The 16624-nt window shown below is 39.8% G+C and carries 14 protein-coding genes; 1 reads left to right on the forward strand and 13 read right to left on the reverse strand.

The genetic code is table 11. From position 1 onward, the window contains the following. Window positions 1-27 precede the first annotated feature (27 nt). From NSQ62_RS13090 to NSQ62_RS13105, 4 genes are all read right to left on the reverse strand, one after another. On the reverse strand, window positions 28-1011 hold the full coding sequence (locus tag NSQ62_RS13090) for an alpha-ketoacid dehydrogenase subunit beta (RefSeq protein ID WP_341320579.1): 984 nt from the start codon (window positions 1009-1011) through the stop codon (window positions 28-30). Next, window positions 1011-2021 (reverse strand): thiamine pyrophosphate-dependent dehydrogenase E1 component subunit alpha, encoded by a 1011-nt coding sequence (locus tag NSQ62_RS13095; protein ID WP_341320580.1) that lies wholly within the window; start codon window positions 2019-2021, stop codon window positions 1011-1013. Before NSQ62_RS13095 ends, NSQ62_RS13090 begins: the two co-directional genes overlap by 1 nt. 229 nt (window positions 2022-2250) lie before the next feature. Next, window positions 2251-3660 (reverse strand): dihydrolipoyl dehydrogenase, encoded by a 1410-nt coding sequence (gene lpdA, locus NSQ62_RS13100; RefSeq protein ID WP_341320581.1) that lies wholly within the window; start codon window positions 3658-3660, stop codon window positions 2251-2253. Between the two features lie 31 nt (window positions 3661-3691). After that, entirely contained in the window at window positions 3692-4786 is a 1095-nt protein-coding gene (locus NSQ62_RS13105; protein WP_341320582.1) for a Glu/Leu/Phe/Val dehydrogenase, read from the reverse strand. A 370-nt stretch (window positions 4787-5156) separates the two neighbouring features. On the opposite strand from NSQ62_RS13105, the gene NSQ62_RS13110 reads away from it, so the two are divergent. Then, window positions 5157-5390: a DUF2627 domain-containing protein gene (locus NSQ62_RS13110; protein WP_341320583.1), complete on the forward strand. Its 234-nt coding sequence runs from the start codon at window positions 5157-5159 to the stop codon at window positions 5388-5390. 67 nt (window positions 5391-5457) lie between these two features. Here NSQ62_RS13110 and NSQ62_RS13115 read toward each other — a convergent pair whose 3' ends face one another. The 9 genes from NSQ62_RS13115 to NSQ62_RS13155 form a co-directional block, all read right to left on the reverse strand. Then, on the reverse strand, window positions 5458-6177 hold the full coding sequence (locus NSQ62_RS13115; RefSeq protein ID WP_341320584.1) for a glycerophosphodiester phosphodiesterase family protein: 720 nt from the start codon (window positions 6175-6177) through the stop codon (window positions 5458-5460). Next, window positions 6177-7748: a FapA family protein gene (locus NSQ62_RS13120; RefSeq protein ID WP_341320585.1), complete on the reverse strand. Its 1572-nt coding sequence runs from the start codon at window positions 7746-7748 to the stop codon at window positions 6177-6179. Before NSQ62_RS13120 ends, NSQ62_RS13115 begins: the two co-directional genes overlap by 1 nt. Window positions 7749-8257: 509 nt before the next feature. Further along, window positions 8258-9085, reverse strand: a complete 828-nt coding sequence (gene spo0A / locus NSQ62_RS13125; protein WP_341320586.1) for a sporulation transcription factor Spo0A — start codon at window positions 9083-9085, stop codon at window positions 8258-8260. Between the two features lie 293 nt (window positions 9086-9378). Continuing rightward, window positions 9379-10302, reverse strand: a complete 924-nt coding sequence (locus tag NSQ62_RS13130) for a SpoIVB peptidase S55 domain-containing protein (protein ID WP_341320587.1) — start codon at window positions 10300-10302, stop codon at window positions 9379-9381. Between the two features lie 124 nt (window positions 10303-10426). Next, window positions 10427-12118 carry a DNA repair protein RecN gene (recN, locus tag NSQ62_RS13135; RefSeq protein ID WP_341320588.1) on the reverse strand — a complete coding sequence of 564 codons (1692 nt, stop codon included), beginning with the start codon at window positions 12116-12118 and terminating at the stop codon, window positions 10427-10429. Between the two features lie 16 nt (window positions 12119-12134). Beyond that, on the reverse strand, window positions 12135-12584 hold the full coding sequence (argR, locus tag NSQ62_RS13140; RefSeq protein ID WP_341320589.1) for a transcriptional regulator ArgR: 450 nt from the start codon (window positions 12582-12584) through the stop codon (window positions 12135-12137). Window positions 12585-12848: 264 nt separating this feature from the next. Next, a complete protein-coding gene (locus NSQ62_RS13145) occupies window positions 12849-13670 on the reverse strand; it encodes a TlyA family RNA methyltransferase (RefSeq protein WP_341320590.1) in 822 nt (273 codons plus the stop codon). A gap of 7 nt (window positions 13671-13677) precedes the next feature. Then, window positions 13678-15573: a 1-deoxy-D-xylulose-5-phosphate synthase gene (dxs, locus tag NSQ62_RS13150; RefSeq protein ID WP_341320591.1), complete on the reverse strand. Its 1896-nt coding sequence runs from the start codon at window positions 15571-15573 to the stop codon at window positions 13678-13680. A 163-nt stretch (window positions 15574-15736) separates the two neighbouring features. After that, window positions 15737-16621: a polyprenyl synthetase family protein gene (locus NSQ62_RS13155; protein ID WP_341320592.1), complete on the reverse strand. Its 885-nt coding sequence runs from the start codon at window positions 16619-16621 to the stop codon at window positions 15737-15739. Window positions 16622-16624: the final 3 nt, after the last annotated feature.

Below are 16624 nucleotides of genomic sequence, written 5' to 3' on the forward strand. Positions count from 1 at the left end.
GTCAGATCCCCCTTATTAGATAGCTTTTTAAAACGCAGCTAGCTCTCGAATTGCGCGTTCTACTTTATCGGGATTTATCATAAAGAACTTTTCCATTGTTGGTGCGTATGGCATCGCCGGTACATCTGGCCCAGCTAAACGCTGAATCGGTGCATCTAAGTCAAATAAACAATGCTCTGCAATAATTGCAGCAACCTCACTCATGATGCTACCTTCTTTATTATCTTCAGTAATTAGTAAAACTTTCCCTGTCTTTTTTGCTGCTTCAATAATGGCTCCTTGATCTAGCGGATACACTGTACGCAAATCTAAAATATGCGTTTCGATACCATCCTTCGCTAAACGATCTGCTGCTTGTAAGGCAAAATGAACCGCTAGACCATATGTAATAACGGTCACATCGCCACCTTCACGCTTCACATCCGCTTTGCCAATCGGTACTGTGTAGTCTTCGGTTGGCACCTCACCTTTAATTAAACGATACGCACGTTTATGCTCGAAAAATAACACAGGGTCTGGATCGCGAATGGCAGCTTTTAACAAGCCTTTTGCATCATACGGTGTTGACGGAATAACGATTTTAAGACCTGGCGTTCCCGCAAAAAGTGCTTCTACAGATTGCGAGTGATACAGCGCCCCGTGAATCCCTCCACCAAACGGAGCACGGACAACTAACGGACAGCTCCAATCATTATTCGTACGGTAACGAATTTTCGCCGCTTCAGAAACAATTTGATTGACAGCAGGCATAATAAAATCAGCAAACTGCATTTCAGCGATTGGACGCATGCCATACATCGCCGCACCAATTGCTACACCAGCAATGGCACTTTCCGCAAGTGGCGTATCTAAAACGCGCTGTTCACCAAATTGATCGTAGAGGCCGGTAGTTGCTTTAAACACACCACCCTTTAAGCCAACATCCTCACCAAGTACGAAGACGCGGTCATCACGTTCCATTTCTTCTTTCATCGCAAGATTAATTGCATCAATATAAGAAATTACCGGCATTACGCATCTTCTCCTTCCGAATATACATAGCGCAGTGCATGCTCTGGCGCTGCGTACGGTGCTTGTTCTGCATAATCCGTCGCTTCATTCACCATTTCCATGATTTTTGCATTCACTTGTTCTAGCAAACTGTCATCTGCGACACCGCGCTCTTTTAAATAGCTTTCGAATAATAGAATTGGATCTTTCGCTTTTCCTTCCGCAATATCCTCTGCTGTACGGTATTGTCGATCATCGTCATCAGAAGAATGCGCTGTTAAACGAAACGTAACAGTTTCAATTAATGATGGTCCGCCGCCACTACGCGCACGGTCCGCTGCTTCTTTTACGACTTTATACACTTCTAATGGATTTTTACCGTCTACTGTGACACCCGGCATCCCATAACCAATTGCACGGTCTGACACCTTTGCACAGCCTAACTGACGATCAACCGGTACAGAAATCGCATATTGGTTATTTTCCACCATAATTATGACTGGTAGCTTGTGTACCCCAGCAAAGTTTGCACCTTCATGAAAATCTCCCTGATTAGACGAACCTTCACCAAGCGTTACAAACGTGATGAAATCCTTGTTTTGCATTTTTCCAGCAAGTGCAACACCGACTGCATGTGGCACTTGCGTTGTAACAGGCGAAGAACCTGTGATAATTCGGTTTTTCTTCTGACCAAAGTGTCCTGGCATTTGGCGGCCACCTGAGTTCGGGTCTTCTGCCTTCGCAAATGCAGATAACATTAAATCCTTTGTTGTCATGCCAAAATGGAGCACAACCCCCATATCACGGTAATACGGTGCAATATAATCCTTTGTATGATCCAGTGCAAATGCCGCGCCTACTTGTGCGGCCTCTTGTCCTTGACACGAAATAACAAACGGAATTTTGCCCGCCCGGTTTAGTAACCACATACGCTCATCGATACGACGCGCTAGTAGCATCGTTTCATACATCTTCATAACATCTTCATCGGTTAATCCTAGTTGCTCATGTGTTAATTGATTTTCTGTCATGAAACAAACCCCCAATCGCCTTAAAGAATAGTAATATCAATTATGCCCCGGCATAATTGCGTCCGGATTCGGCTTTGCGCTCGCGCAAAGAACTCCCTTACGAATCCGTGACATCCGCCGGAGGCATTGGACCAACATGAAGTTGGTCACTTAGGTGTTGCCGCACGATGCGGCGTTCTTAGCCTAAGTCCCTCCATTCAGCCGGTGTGCAAACACCTGCTGAAAGAAGTTAAAAATGGATGGCCTTGCCATCAATCGCTAATGCCACTTCCCCCATAATCTCACTTAAACTCGGATGCAAATGCACCATTTGGCCAACTTCCCACGGTGAGGCATTTAAAAAGATGCCGAGTGCTGCTTCAGAAATTAAATCCGTCGCATGCGGTCCAATTAAATGGACACCGACAACGTCATTCGACAATTCGTCAGCAATCACTTTAACAAAGCCCTCTGGTTCTCCGTATACAATCGCTTTCCCTATTGCTTTAAATGGGAAGGTTGCTGTTTTCACCTGATAGCCATGGCTTCGTGCCTCTGCTTCTGTTAAGCCCACGCTCGCTACTTCTGGATGACTATAGACACCGCGTGCAATATTGGCATAATGCATCGGTATCGAAAGCTCACCTGCAATGTGTTCCACCGCTTGAATGCCTTCATGCGACGCAACATGTGCAAGCTGCATGCCACCAATGACATCACCAATCGCATAAATATGACTTTCTTTCGTTTGGTAGCATTCGTTTACTAAAACCGCACCTTTTTCGAGCTCAATTTCTGTATTTTCAATGCCTATATTTTCCGTATTCGCTACACGGCCTACAGATAACAGGAGTGCTTGTGCTTCAACCGTTGAATCTTTCAGCGGAATCGTGACTTGTTCTGACACTTCGATCGCTGCAGGGTCTAGCTCGATGTTAAAATGCACCTTCACACCGCGCTTTGTTAATTGTTTATACATTTCCTCAGAAATCGCCACGTCCTCTGTAGGTAATAAAAGATCACCCAATTCTAAAATAGTTACCTCGACATCAAAATCAGTTAGCATGGATGCCCATTCGACACCGATTACCCCACCGCCAATAATTACTACGGATTTGGGAAGCTCTTCGATTGTTAAAAATTCATCCGATGTAAACACTTTCTCACCGTCTACTTTTAACCCTGGCAGATGGCGCGGTCTTGAACCTGTTGCAAGGATGACATTTTTCGGAATGAGCATTTCATTTTCCGAACCATCCTGCATCTCGACAGATATCGTTCCAGGCATCGGTGAAAATATTGAAGGTCCTAAAATGCGACCAAATCCTTCATACACATCAATTTTGCCCTTTTTCATTAAATGCTGAACACCTTTATAAAGCTGATCGACAACAAGTGCTTTTCGCTCTTGCACACGACTAAAGTCAAATGTTATCCCTTCTACCTCAATGCCAAAATCCAATGCCTTTTTCGTTTGGGCGTATACTTCTGCACTACGCAGCAAGGCTTTTGTCGGAATACAGCCTGCATGTAGACACGTACCACCGAGCTTATTCTTTTCAACAATTGCTGTTTTTAAGCCCAGCTGTGATGCGCGAATTGCGGCCACATAGCCACCTGTTCCCCCACCTAAAATCACTACATCATATTCCTTTGCCATGTGCGACACCCCTTTTTTGAATTAAGCCCTTTTAGCGACCGTTTAAAATACTTTTTTCGTTTTGAATGAATGTACTACGTGATTTTGCTACACGTGCGATACGCTCTTCTGCTAAATGATTGGCAGCTAAGTATGTCGGAATATCTTGTTCTTTTGAAATAGCGAAAATCTTTTCTAAGCTTGTGTAAATTGTTCCAACACGCTTCATCGCACGGTCACGGTTGTAGCCATATAATTCGTCTGCCACGTTAATAACGCCACCCGCATTAATTACATAATCTGGTGCATATACGATACCCATTTCATGTAAAACTTTACCATGTTTCGATTCCGCTAATTGGTTATTAGCAGATCCTGCGATTACTTTCGCTTTTAGTTTTGGAATCGTCGTATCATTGATAATTGCACCTAATGCACACGGTGCGAAAATGTCGACATCTTGTTCATAAATTTCGTCTGGTAATACAGCCTCTGCACCAAAATCATTCACAACACGGTCAATTGCGGCTTGGTTAATGTCTGTCACAATTAGGCGTGCCCCTTCTTTATGTAAGTACTCACATAACGTATAGGCTACATTTCCAAGTCCTTGTACCGCGATTGTACGCCCACCTAAGTTATCATCGCCAAACGCTTCTTTAGCGGCTGCTTTCATCCCTAGAAATACACCATATGCTGTTACAGGTGATGGATTGCCTGAGCTACCGAATGCTGGCGAAATCCCTGTTACATAGTTCGTCTCTTCATGAATTAAATCCATATCCGCTACTGTTGTTCCTACATCTTCTGCTGTAATGTAGCGCCCATTTAAACCTTGAATAAAGCGCCCTAACGCACGGAACATTTCTTCGTTTTTATCGTTGAATGGGTCCCCGATAATTACCGTTTTCCCGCCACCTAAGTTTAAGCCGGCTGCTGCATTTTTATAAGTCATGCCTCGAGCTAGTCGAAGTGCATCTTCAATTGCGTCTTCCTCAGAAGCATACGTCCACATACGTGATCCGCCTAGTGCTGGCCCTAATGTTGTATCATGTATCGCGATAACTGCTTTTAATCCTGACGCCTCATCTTGGCAAAAAACTAATTGCTCGTAATCATATTTTTGCATATACTTGAAAATTTCCATAACACCCTACTCCTCCAATCCGAGAAAGCGCTTACTTTCTCGACTATTAAATTTTATTCTGCTTTGCGTTTACAAAAAACTAGTTTGTGAATATTTTTTGTCTATAAATTTACAATACTTTCAAAGTCATAATGTTGCAACTATTTCTCGCCAATTTGATTTAAGTTCGAAAATTCAGAAAAATAAATCACCCATTCTATTGCTAGCTGTGGCTAATTTAACGAATACACACCGTATTTATTATTCTAATAAAATGAAGTGTCGCAGATTCGTCATATTGTCGTATTCAATTACCATCTTTTTTTGTATACAATTGACAGTAATTATTGATATTGTAAAATTAACGGTAATGGTAGTGGAGGGATTTTAAATGGCACGAATGGCCGCTTTTATCATACTTGTAATTCCTGGAATTATGATGGCTGCAGGTATTAAATTTATGCGTGATACACTTTTTGGAATTTTGATTGCACCTTTCCCGTGGATTTGGTTGCAATTTGTTGTTGGGGTAATTTTCTTTGCTGTAGCCTTTTTATTTTTTGCAGGGTTCCTTCTCCATCGCGATCGCAAGCGTGGCAAAGTTGCAGAACGTTGGCAAAAGTAGTTAATTACATAGCCTTTCGTTCGACACATATAAAAAGACGTCTATGAAATTTCCATAGACGTCTTTTTTAATTGATTTGTTGTGCTTTTGACACTTTATCAGGATAATCTGTAATCCACCCCAAAACAGTTGGATGCGGGTTTTTAATAAAGCCTTCGCTTCCTGTCACACCATAAAAGCGTATTCCTACTTGCGCCTCATCACAGTACTTCAAATATTGACGCTTATAATATTTCTTATGGGCGTGAATCACATCAAAATAATGATACTCATTAATAGCTGCCCAGTTAAATTTTTTCGTCACAATATAAGCCGTTTCGAATTCCGGGCGTTCTTCCTTTACAATCATCAGTAATCGATCAAAAAATGATGAAAAATGACTGTTATTTGGAACGCGGATTGTCTTTAAAAATTGGCGAAACGACTGCTCATTAAATAACAAAGACTCTTTTAACTCAATATTCAGCGGTATTTGTTCTTCAATCGCCCAATCTAATACTTCTTGAAGCGTTACAATCTGGTGGCGGTAGAAAATGCGCTGTAAACGCGAACCTAATTTAAAACTTTTAAGCTCTTCAAGCGAGCAATCCGCTACATTACGTCTTTTTCCTACCAGCCTGGTTAAATCCAAATCATGAAAGACAACAAGTACACCATCTTTCGAAAACTGGACGTCTAATTCAATACCGTCTACCCCTATAGCTTTCGCTTTTTTAAACGCAAGCATTGTATTTTCAACACAAGACTTAGAAACGCCACGATGTGCAAAGATTGGAATCGTTTTCATTAAACGTTTAACTCTCCAAACTCTAGCAAGAACCGACCATTTGTCGTACGCGATAGAATTGTCGACTTTTTACCTATTTGCAGATATGTACCTGGATAAGCTTCAATTGTAACATTGATTTCCTCTTTACCTACACTACGTAAATCACTCATCAATTGTTTAATTTCACGGTCCAAACTTGCTGCAGATTCTTTATTTGATGCGAGCTTCTGCTTCGTTTGTTCGAATGCAGCAATTTGAGGCTTCGTTAAATTATGGACAATTGGTAAAATACGATTTACTTGTGCTTCTAACTGCAAAATATCTTCTTGCATTGATTTTAAGAGCGCAGCCTTTGACTGAATTAATTCGAGACCATCCGCTTTATTTACGCTATTAATAATCAATTCGGTACGGCGCTCAAGGCGGTTCCCTGTAATGGCAGATACAATTGCACTTTTGGCAATCGCAGTACCTCCTATAATTTTACCTTTTCGTTTATCTACTAAAATAGAGTGCGCACGAATATTGGAGCCTAATGAATAAAACCCAATATTTACGTCGCCACCTGCAACTAAATTAGCTTCATTCACGTGCTTTACGAAAATACTTCCGCCTGCTTCCACTCGCGTTTCACCTAAACCGAAAATACCGCCTCTAATGAAGACATCGCCATCGATTGATTTAATTAATTTTGCACCAGAAACACCTTCTGGGCCTTCAATCGATATATCTCCTTTTGCAATAACTGAAAAGCCAGCTTGTACTGTCCCACGAATTGAAATCGAACCATTAAAGTCAATGTTACCGGTTTCAACCCCAACATCACCGTTAACCGGTAAATGATGATTTACACCAACCATCCCTTTGTAATCTTCTAGTACACCACTTATTTTTGAACGAATTACGGTTTTTCCATCTTCTTCAATTTCATAAGCAGACTTGCGATCATATTTCAGTGGAATATCACGGCCACGTTGAGCAACTACTACTTCACCATGAACATTTGTACCTGGTGTTCCTGCCTGAGCGTGAATTTTCTCACCAAGCCATGCACCCTCATCAATTTCATAGATAAAATTCATATCATAATAGTCTGCTTTTCCATCTTCGCGAATAACTGGCTTACGTTCCGGAACTTCTAAGTAGGATATTTTTGCATCATCGCCTTTAACAGGTGGTGTTCCTTGCGCGATTAAAATCGCCTTGCCACTGACAACTGTTTCAAGCTTAATGTCCTGAATTCCATGAACAATTTTATGCTGTTTTAGCAATGCCAATACATTTTGTTGGAATTTTTGCGAATTTGAGCGAATATCGTCTAATGTTTCATAAACAAACAATGAGGCAGACATTTTATCGCGTGAAACTTCTACGGTAACTGGAGGTAACCAGATTCCAATTTCAACTGGTTTTGGTGTAATTTCATTCAAAACTTGTTTCAGTACTGCAAAATTCGTAAGTTTAATGCGAGGATTAAGGCGCACAATCGTATCAAAATCTTTTAACATAAAGCCGATTTGAACGGTCTTTACATATACCTTACCATCTTTTTCTGATACTTCGAAAAATTGATTCTCAAAAATAACCACGCAAATCCCCTCCCATACAATATCTCTAGTATATACAAATTTTAGAATTTTGTTTAGTTAAATATTGCAGGAATATATTGATTTTTGTCTAAATTTTAAAAATACTTCAAAAGTAGCATTAATTTATGGAAAATCAATCTCAATTTACACATTTAATAAATCATGGTATTTTACTAAATTATAATAAATCTCCGATATATCCATATAAATAACTCTCATCTTTCGTCTCTAATGCAGTTAAAGTCTTTTTTATTAATAATGTCCAATTCAATTGACTCATTTAAAATTTGGTTTTCTAATGGGTTAAAAATAGATGACATTTTGACATTTCCATGACGTTTTCTGCAAAAAAAAAGAGTGCCTAGTATTTACTAGGCACGAAAGAGAATAATATGGCTCTAATCATATCATTCTAAGAAAGGAGGTAAAAACTAAAAATAAGAAATGTCTTACTAAAGTCATAATACCCTTAAGATAGAAAGTTAAACGTTTTTCCCAAAAATTTGTCGTTAACTCGCGACCATCTCAATGCGAATCTTGTCAGCGATCATTGCAATGAATTCTGAATTCGTTGGTTTTGATTTCATATGGTGAACGGTGTAACCGAACAACTCTGAAATGTTTTCATAGCTACCGCGGTTCCACGCCACTTCAATGGCATGTCTAATGGCACGTTCTACACGAGATGCCGTTGTGTTAAATTTTTTTGCGATTTCTGGATAAAGAATTTTTGTTACAGAACTTAATAATTCAATATCATGATAAACCATTTGAATGGCTTCACGTAAATACGCATATCCTTTTATATGTGCAGGGACACCAATTTCTTTGATAATCGAAGTAATCGTCGAATCGAGCTGGCGCTGATCAATTTTTGCCCCAGTATTTGTTGTCATTGTTTGTGGGCGCTTGTCCAAATCAAATTTTTTGTTCGCACAATGCAATATCTTTTGCACAAGCTGATCAAATTCAAATGGCTTTAACATGAAGTACGATGCACCGAAATTAACAGCTTGCTTCATGACATCTTCTTGTCCAAAGGCCGTTAGCATAATTACCTGTGTCTGCTGATGACGTTCATTATTGTACATTGCCTCAAGTACAGCAAGACCATCTAAATGTGGCATAATGATATCTAATAACAAGACATCAACCGTATGCTCTTCTAACATTTTAATGCACATTTTTCCGTTAGATGCCGTAGCAACCACTTCAATTTGCGGATGATTTGTAAAATACATTTCCATCATTTTCACCAATTCACGATTATCATCAACAATCGCAATTTTCACCTTTGTCAAACAAAATCCCCCTTTAAATTTGTTATACTCACACATGCTTCACTCTTTTGACATAATAGAACGACTGACTATTCATTTCATATTAAGTGCCTAAACATTTGTCCGCGTGTTTTTTACGTTTTATTTATGTTTTGACATTTAAAGAAGTTTCGACATAATTATTATAATTCCTTTAAGATTTCCAAAAATGAGTACCAAGTATTATCTTTTCTATTAAATTCGACATGGAATTATATACCTCTACATTTGTCGAATTTTCATTATGTACTATTTTATTCATAAAAACAGAAAAAGACTATACTTTTCTACAAAGTATAGTCAAATAGTTCTTAATTAGGGCTTTTTTTCAGCATTTCGATAATAAGAATCCCAGCACCTTTTGTCGGTTGTTCGACAAACATATGGGTGATGGCTCCGACAAATTGATTATTTTGGATAATCGGACTCCCACTCATTCCCTGAACGATCCCACCGGTTTCCTGGATTAGTCGTTTATCTGACACATGAAACGTAAACGTCGTATCTGAAATCTCATCAATTTCGATATCAAACGTTTCAATCTTCTCCCCATCGATTGCTGTTAATATTTGCGCTTTGCCCTTCTTTAATTGCCCTTTATGCATAATTTCTAGCGGCTGATGCAAACTGTCTAGTAAAGTCTGCTCCCAATCGCCAAAAATCCCATAAAGTTCATTGCTGCTAACATTTCCCAATGGCATTGTTTCTTTATCAACAATGGATACCTTGTAGCCTGGCTGACCTGGTGTACTTTTTTTCACTTGCGAAATTGATGCTTCAAAAATAGCACCGCTCTGGAATGCAGGTGGTCGCTTTAATACAGAATCAATTATTTGGTGCCCTAACGCACCGTATTCGAGTGTTTCCGGATCGATATAGGTCAAAGTCCCGACACCATCTGTTGCATCTTTTACAAATGGTTTTAAACGCTGTAATTGACGACTGCTCACGCTAATTTCACGCTCGGAGTTTTTATTTTCAATCGTCACTTTAGCTTGGTCTTCATTAAATAATTGATTCAAATTTGTTACAGGTTTCCCGTTTATTTTGATAATTCGTTCTCCCTGCTTCAACCAGTCACCTGATTCCAGTAACAGATCGTGCGATACATACACATAAGGCATTTCGAGTTGAACACCAATAGAATGCCCCATTGGAATAAGCTGTTTCGCGCTTACTTGTAACGGAATACAAACCAAAAAAAGTAGCACAACAACGCACCATTTCGCCCTCATAACTCACCTCCTCATACCGTTACTATGTGGAGCTTTCGAAGAGTTATGAACGGAAAAATTTTGTTCGAATAGTAATAAAAAAATGAAAAGCGAGGCAGTTCGCCAATCAAACTCCTCGCCTTGGTTATTTCATTCCATCTTTACGTTCATTTGCCATTTGTAATAATTCTGAAGCATGCTGCAATGTTAAATCAGTAATTTCTGCCCCACTCATCATACGGCTTATTTCTTCAATACGTTCATCTCGCTCCATTTCAGTAATCGTTGTAAATGTCCGGTCATGCTCTACTTGCTTTTTAATGTAGTATTGATGATCAGCCATTGCCGCTACTTGTGGTAAATGCGAAATACATAACACTTGTGAATTAATCGAAATGGCTGCAATTTTTTCAGCAATCGCCTGAGCGACGCGGCCACTCACACCTGTATCAACTTCATCAAAAATAATTGACGTAATGCCATTTGCTGAAGAGAAAATGGTTTTAAGAGCAAGCATCATACGAGAAAGCTCACCACCCGAGGCAACTTTTGGCAGCGACTTAGGTGGTTCTCCTACATTTGTTGAAATATAGAAGGCCACGTAATCTTTACCGTGTGCATCAAAATGTCTAAGCTCTTCAAAATTCACAATAAATTGCGCTTTTTCCATATGTAACATGCGCAATTCATTCATAATCGCTTCACTTAACTGTAAAGCGTTTTGTTTACGAATTTTTGTTAACTCTACCGCTAGTTTATTGAGGTCAGTTTCCATTCGTGCTAATAATTGCTCATTTTGTTGCATCGCCTCATCGCGATTTAGCAACTGGCTTAGCTCTTCTTCGATTTTTTCATAGTAGGCTAAAATTTCTTCAACGGTCGTGCCGTATTTACGTTTCATATTTTGGTATAATGCGAGACGCTGCTCTACTTCATTGAGACGCTCCGCATCATATTCTAAATCATCAAGCGCATTTTTCACTTGGTACGCCGCATCTTGAAGTGCATAAAAGCTTGATGTGACCGATTCTGATGACTCTTTAAACATTGTGTCTAATCGGACAATATCTTCAAGGGCATTCATGGCATTCCCTATGTAATCTAAGCCATTGCCCTCGCCTGAAATCGCTTCGTATGCCATATTGGCACGTTCGAAAATTTTATGGAAATTCATTAAGCGAATACGTTCTTCAGATAATGCTTCTTCTTCATCAACACTCAGTGCTGCCTGTTCAAGCTCTTGAATTTGAAATTGGTACAAATCAATTCGCTGCGCCGCACGCTGCTCATCAATACTTATTTCAGCGAATTCTCGTTTTAATTGACGGTAGGTTTCATAAGCTTCGTCATATTCCGCCTTTAAATCCTTTAAATCGTGCTGCGCAAAGTGATCGAGTAAGTGAATATGAAACTTTTCATCCATTAATTCTTGGTTCTCATGTTGCCCGTGAATATCAATCAAACTACCACCGATTTCGCGCAATACAGAAAGTGGTACAAGTTTACCGTTTACACGACAAATACTTTTTCCAGAATCATTTAAGTCCCGGCGTAAAATAATGGTGCCTTCTTCTGCTTCAATTCCATGCTGTTCTAATTTTAAATAGATTGGGTGATGATCACTCGTCACTTCAAAAAGGCCACCAAGCTCTGCCTTTTTTTCACCATGACGAATAAACTCTGTCGAGCCACGCCCACCGGCTAAAATATTTACAGCATCAATAATAATCGATTTACCCGCACCAGTTTCCCCTGTTAGCACGGTTAAGCCTTCTGAAAAACTTACGGTTAAATCATCAATAATTGCAAAGTTTCGAATGCTAAGTTCTTTTAACAAACGTTTCCACCTCGGTTTATAGCATATCTAATAAGCGATTTTTAATTTCTTCACGATCATTTTCTGTACGACACAAGATTAAAATCGTATCGTCTCCACAAATTGTCCCTAGTACCTCTGTCCAATCTAAATGGTCTAATAATGAACCGATTGCATTGGCATTACCAGGTAACGTTTTCATCACTAAAAAGTGTGATGCACCGTCCATTGACACAAATGCGTCTGCAAGTAAACGGTGTAATTTTTGAATCGGGTTAAAGCGTTGATCGGCTGGTAGACTGTATTTATAGCGGCCGTCTTGAAGAGGTACCTTCACTAAATGTAACTCTTTAATATCACGTGATACTGTTGCTTGCGTAACGTTGTAGCCCGCATTTTTAAGCTGTTCGACTAATTCGTCTTGCGTTTCGATTTCATTATTTGTGATAATATCGCGAATGCGAATATGGCGTTGTCCTTTGTTCACAAAAGTCACCTCGTTAAATTTTTTTGAGAATCTATGTATATTTACACTACCATTTGCATAAAAAAAATTCAAGAAAAACCCGTACATATGTTCAAAAATACCATCATGACAACTATGATGAAATTCACTTCCCCACTCATTTTACAAAAATTTCATCTCTACATTAATGTAAATGATTGCATTTATGAATAAATTATTTGGCAAATAATTTCCTTAAAAATAAAAAACGCAAAACAAAGAGTGCTCTTCATTTTGCGTCTTTCATTATTTTAATTGAGTATGCGCTTCTTTTACAAGGCGATCGAAATCTGTAAATGCCGCTACTTCTTCTCCTGCATGTGGGTTGTAGAGATGGAATAAAAACTCAATATTCCCCTCGCCACCTGTAATTGGTGAGAATGATGCGTCTTTTACTACGAAGCCTACTTGCGTTGCCATTTTTGCCGTTTCTTCTAACACTGCTAAATGGACTTTCGGCTCGCGTACGATGCCTTTTTTCCCTACGTTTTCACGACCCGCTTCAAATTGAGGCTTCACAAGTGCCATGACATCTCCACCAGGCATTAATACCGTTTTAAGTACAGGTAAAATTAATGACAGCGAAATAAATGACACATCGATTGTCGCGAAATCTGGTAAACCTTCGACTAGGTCTTCCGGTTTTGTATAACGGAAATTGGTTTTCTCCATTACCGTTACACGCTCGTCTGAACGAATTTTCCAAGCTAATTGATTAGAACCAACATCTAATGCGTAGCAATGACGTGCGCCGTTTTGTAAGGCACAGTCTGTAAAGCCGCCCGTAGATGAACCGATATCTAGCATAAGCTTGCCATCAACAGACATGTCGAAAATTTGTAGTGCTTTTTCTAGCTTTAAGCCACCACGAGAAACATATTTTATATCTGAACCTTTTACTTGTAGTGGTGCATCAACAGCAATTTTTTCGCCCGGTTTATCGATGCGAATTTCGTTTGAAAATACTAAGCCTGCCATAATCGAGCGCTTCGCTTTTTCACGCGTTTCGCATAAGCCGCGCTCTACAAGTAATACGTCCACACGTTCTTTTGGTTGTTTTGTTGTCATAACTTATTTAAACCCTACCTGACTGTTTATTCGGTACAAGCTGTGTGATGCGTTTTACCGCTTCGTCAGCTGTTACATGTATTTCTGCAAGTAATAGGTCTACTTCACCGTGCTCGATAAACTCATCTGGAATGCCGATACGGTCTAATTGAATGTTGCGGTAACCATTGTCAAACGCAAACTCTAATACTCCGCTACCAAAACCACCTTGAAGCATTGATTCTTCAATCGTTAAAATTGGTAGCTCTGCTTTCATGATATCATGCAGCATTGCTTCGTCCATCGGTTTAATGAAACGCGCATTTACTACGCGTACAGAAACCCCTTGCTCCGCTAGCTTCTCAGCTGCTTCAAGCGCCATACCAATCGTTGTACCGAACGTTAAAATAACCGCGTCTGACCCCTCACGTAACACTTCCCATGAGCCAATTGGTAAAGCTTTCATTTCTGCATCCATCTCTACGCCTAACCCGTTTCCTCGTGGGTAACGCATTGCGATAGGACCGTCATCATATGCAAGTGCTGTTTTCACCATATGTTGGCCTTCGTTTTCATCTTTTGGCATCATTAATACCAAGTTCGGAATGTGACGAAGGAATGAAATATCAAATACCCCTTGATGCGTTTCACCATCCGCGCCAACAAGTCCTGCACGGTCAATCCCGATGAAAACATTTAGCTTTGGACGTGCGATATCATGTAAGACTTGGTCATACGCACGTTGTAGAAATGTTGAATAGATCGCTAAAAATGGCTTCATGTTTTGTGTTGCAAGACCTGCTGCCATTGTTGTCGCGTGCTGTTCGGCAATCCCTACATCAAAGAAACGGTTCGGGAAATCTTTTTTAATCCCTTCAAGCTTCGAACCAACAGGCATCGCCGGTGTGATTGTTGCGATACGCTCGTCTTCTACCATGCATTTGCGTACTGATTCAGCAACTAAACTACTCCAAGCTGGACCTTTTGCCGCTGATTTCACAAAGGCACCTGTTTCCATTTTGTAAGGACCTGTCCCATGCCACGTACCGACTGTGTCGTCTTCTGCAGGCTTGTATCCCTTACCTTTTTTCGTTAAGACATGCACAAGTACAGGACCATTTACTTTTTTTGCATATTCTAATGTTTTTTCTAGTGATTCAAAGTCATGCCCATCGATAGGACCTAAATATTTGAAACCCATTTCCTCAAAAAATACACCTGAAACAACTAAATATTTTAAGCTATCTTTTACACGTTCAGCGGTTGCAGCTAACTTGTCGCCAACCATTGGAATTTTAAGCATTAATGATTCTAAGTCTTCTTTTGCACGTGAATATTCCTTCGCTGTACGTAAACGACCTAAAACGTCATGTAATGCGCCAACATTTGGTGCAATCGACATTTCATTATCGTTTAAAATGACAATCATATTTGTTTTTTCATGACCAATATGATTGATTGCTTCAAGCGCCATACCACCTGTTAACGCACCATCACCAATAACTGGCACAACAAAATTTTTGTCGCCTTTAATATCGCGAGCTGCTGCCATACCCATCGCAGCGGATAAAGACGTTGAACTATGTCCTGTTTCCCACATATCATGTTCACTTTCAACAAGTTTTGGGAAACCACAAAGCCCTTTAAATTGACGTAACGTATCAAATTGATCCGCACGACCTGTTAAAATTTTATGGACATACGCTTGATGTCCAACATCCCATAAAAATTTATCCTTTGGACTGTTAAAAGCTTTATGCAAGGCAATCGTTAGCTCGACAACACCTAGGTTTGGACCAATATGACCACCTGTTTTCGAGCATTTCTCGATTAGAAAGGCACGGATATCCCCAGCTAGTGCCTCAAGTTGCTTTTTATTCAAGTCTTTTAAAAAGGATGGACTAGAAATTTTAGTTAAATCCATCTCTACACGCACCTTTTCATCAGTTTATTCACTGCTGTGATTTTTCTCTTAGTGTTTTCACGTTATCTCTTGATTTCAAACACTTTCAACAAAAGTAACATACCTTTCGCACTTTTGTTTATTATAACAATGTTCTTACACAAGACAAAAGTTTAACACACTTTTAGTTACTACGTCTCACAATATATTGGGCAAATTGTTGTAATAATGTTGTTTCGATACTCACTTTTTGTAATGCTTCGATTGCGAAATTGTAATGCTCATTTAATTTTTGCTTCGCTCCATCTAATGTAAGTAGTGCAGGGTATGTACTTTTTTCTGCTGCGACATCTTTACCTGCTGTTTTCCCTAACTCTTCAGATGTACCCTCAATATCTAAAATATCATCTTGAATTTGGAATGCGAGCCCAATGTGATGTGCATACGCGACTAATGCTTTACGGTCTTCTTCGCTTGCCCCAGCAAGTACAGCACCAGACTCGATGCTAAAGCGTAACAGTGCACCTGTTTTGTTGACATGCACCGTTTCAAGCTCTTGTATATTCAGTAGACGTTGTTCGCCGTCCATATCTAAAATTTGGCCACCTACCATGCCCTCAGCTCCTGCTCCGACACTTAATAGATTGATTAGCTCTAGTTTTTGCTCGGCTGTTACGTTCTCAAGTCGCGCTACAACTCCAAACGCTAATGTGTTTAACGCATCTCCTGCTAGTGTTGCAAGTGCCTCACCATATACGACATGGTTTGTCGGCTTACCACGACGAAGTTCATCGTCGTCCATGCATGGAAGATCATCATGAATTAATGAATACGTATGGATCATTTCCACAGCTGAACCCACAACTAAACTTGCTGCAAGTGGCTTCTTATACATTTCACAAACAGCGACTACAAAGAGTGGACGAATGCGTTTGCCCCCTGCTTTTAAAGAATACAGCATCGATTCCTTTAAATGTGCAGGTGCTTCAATTTTTTCGACTAAATCATACAGTGTCGTTTCGATTTCAGGTAATTGTACTTCAATAAATTGCTTTAATGTCGTTTCCATGCC

The organism is Solibacillus sp. FSL H8-0523, from assembly GCF_038051985.1.
Classification (GTDB): domain Bacteria; phylum Bacillota; class Bacilli; order Bacillales_A; family Planococcaceae; genus Solibacillus.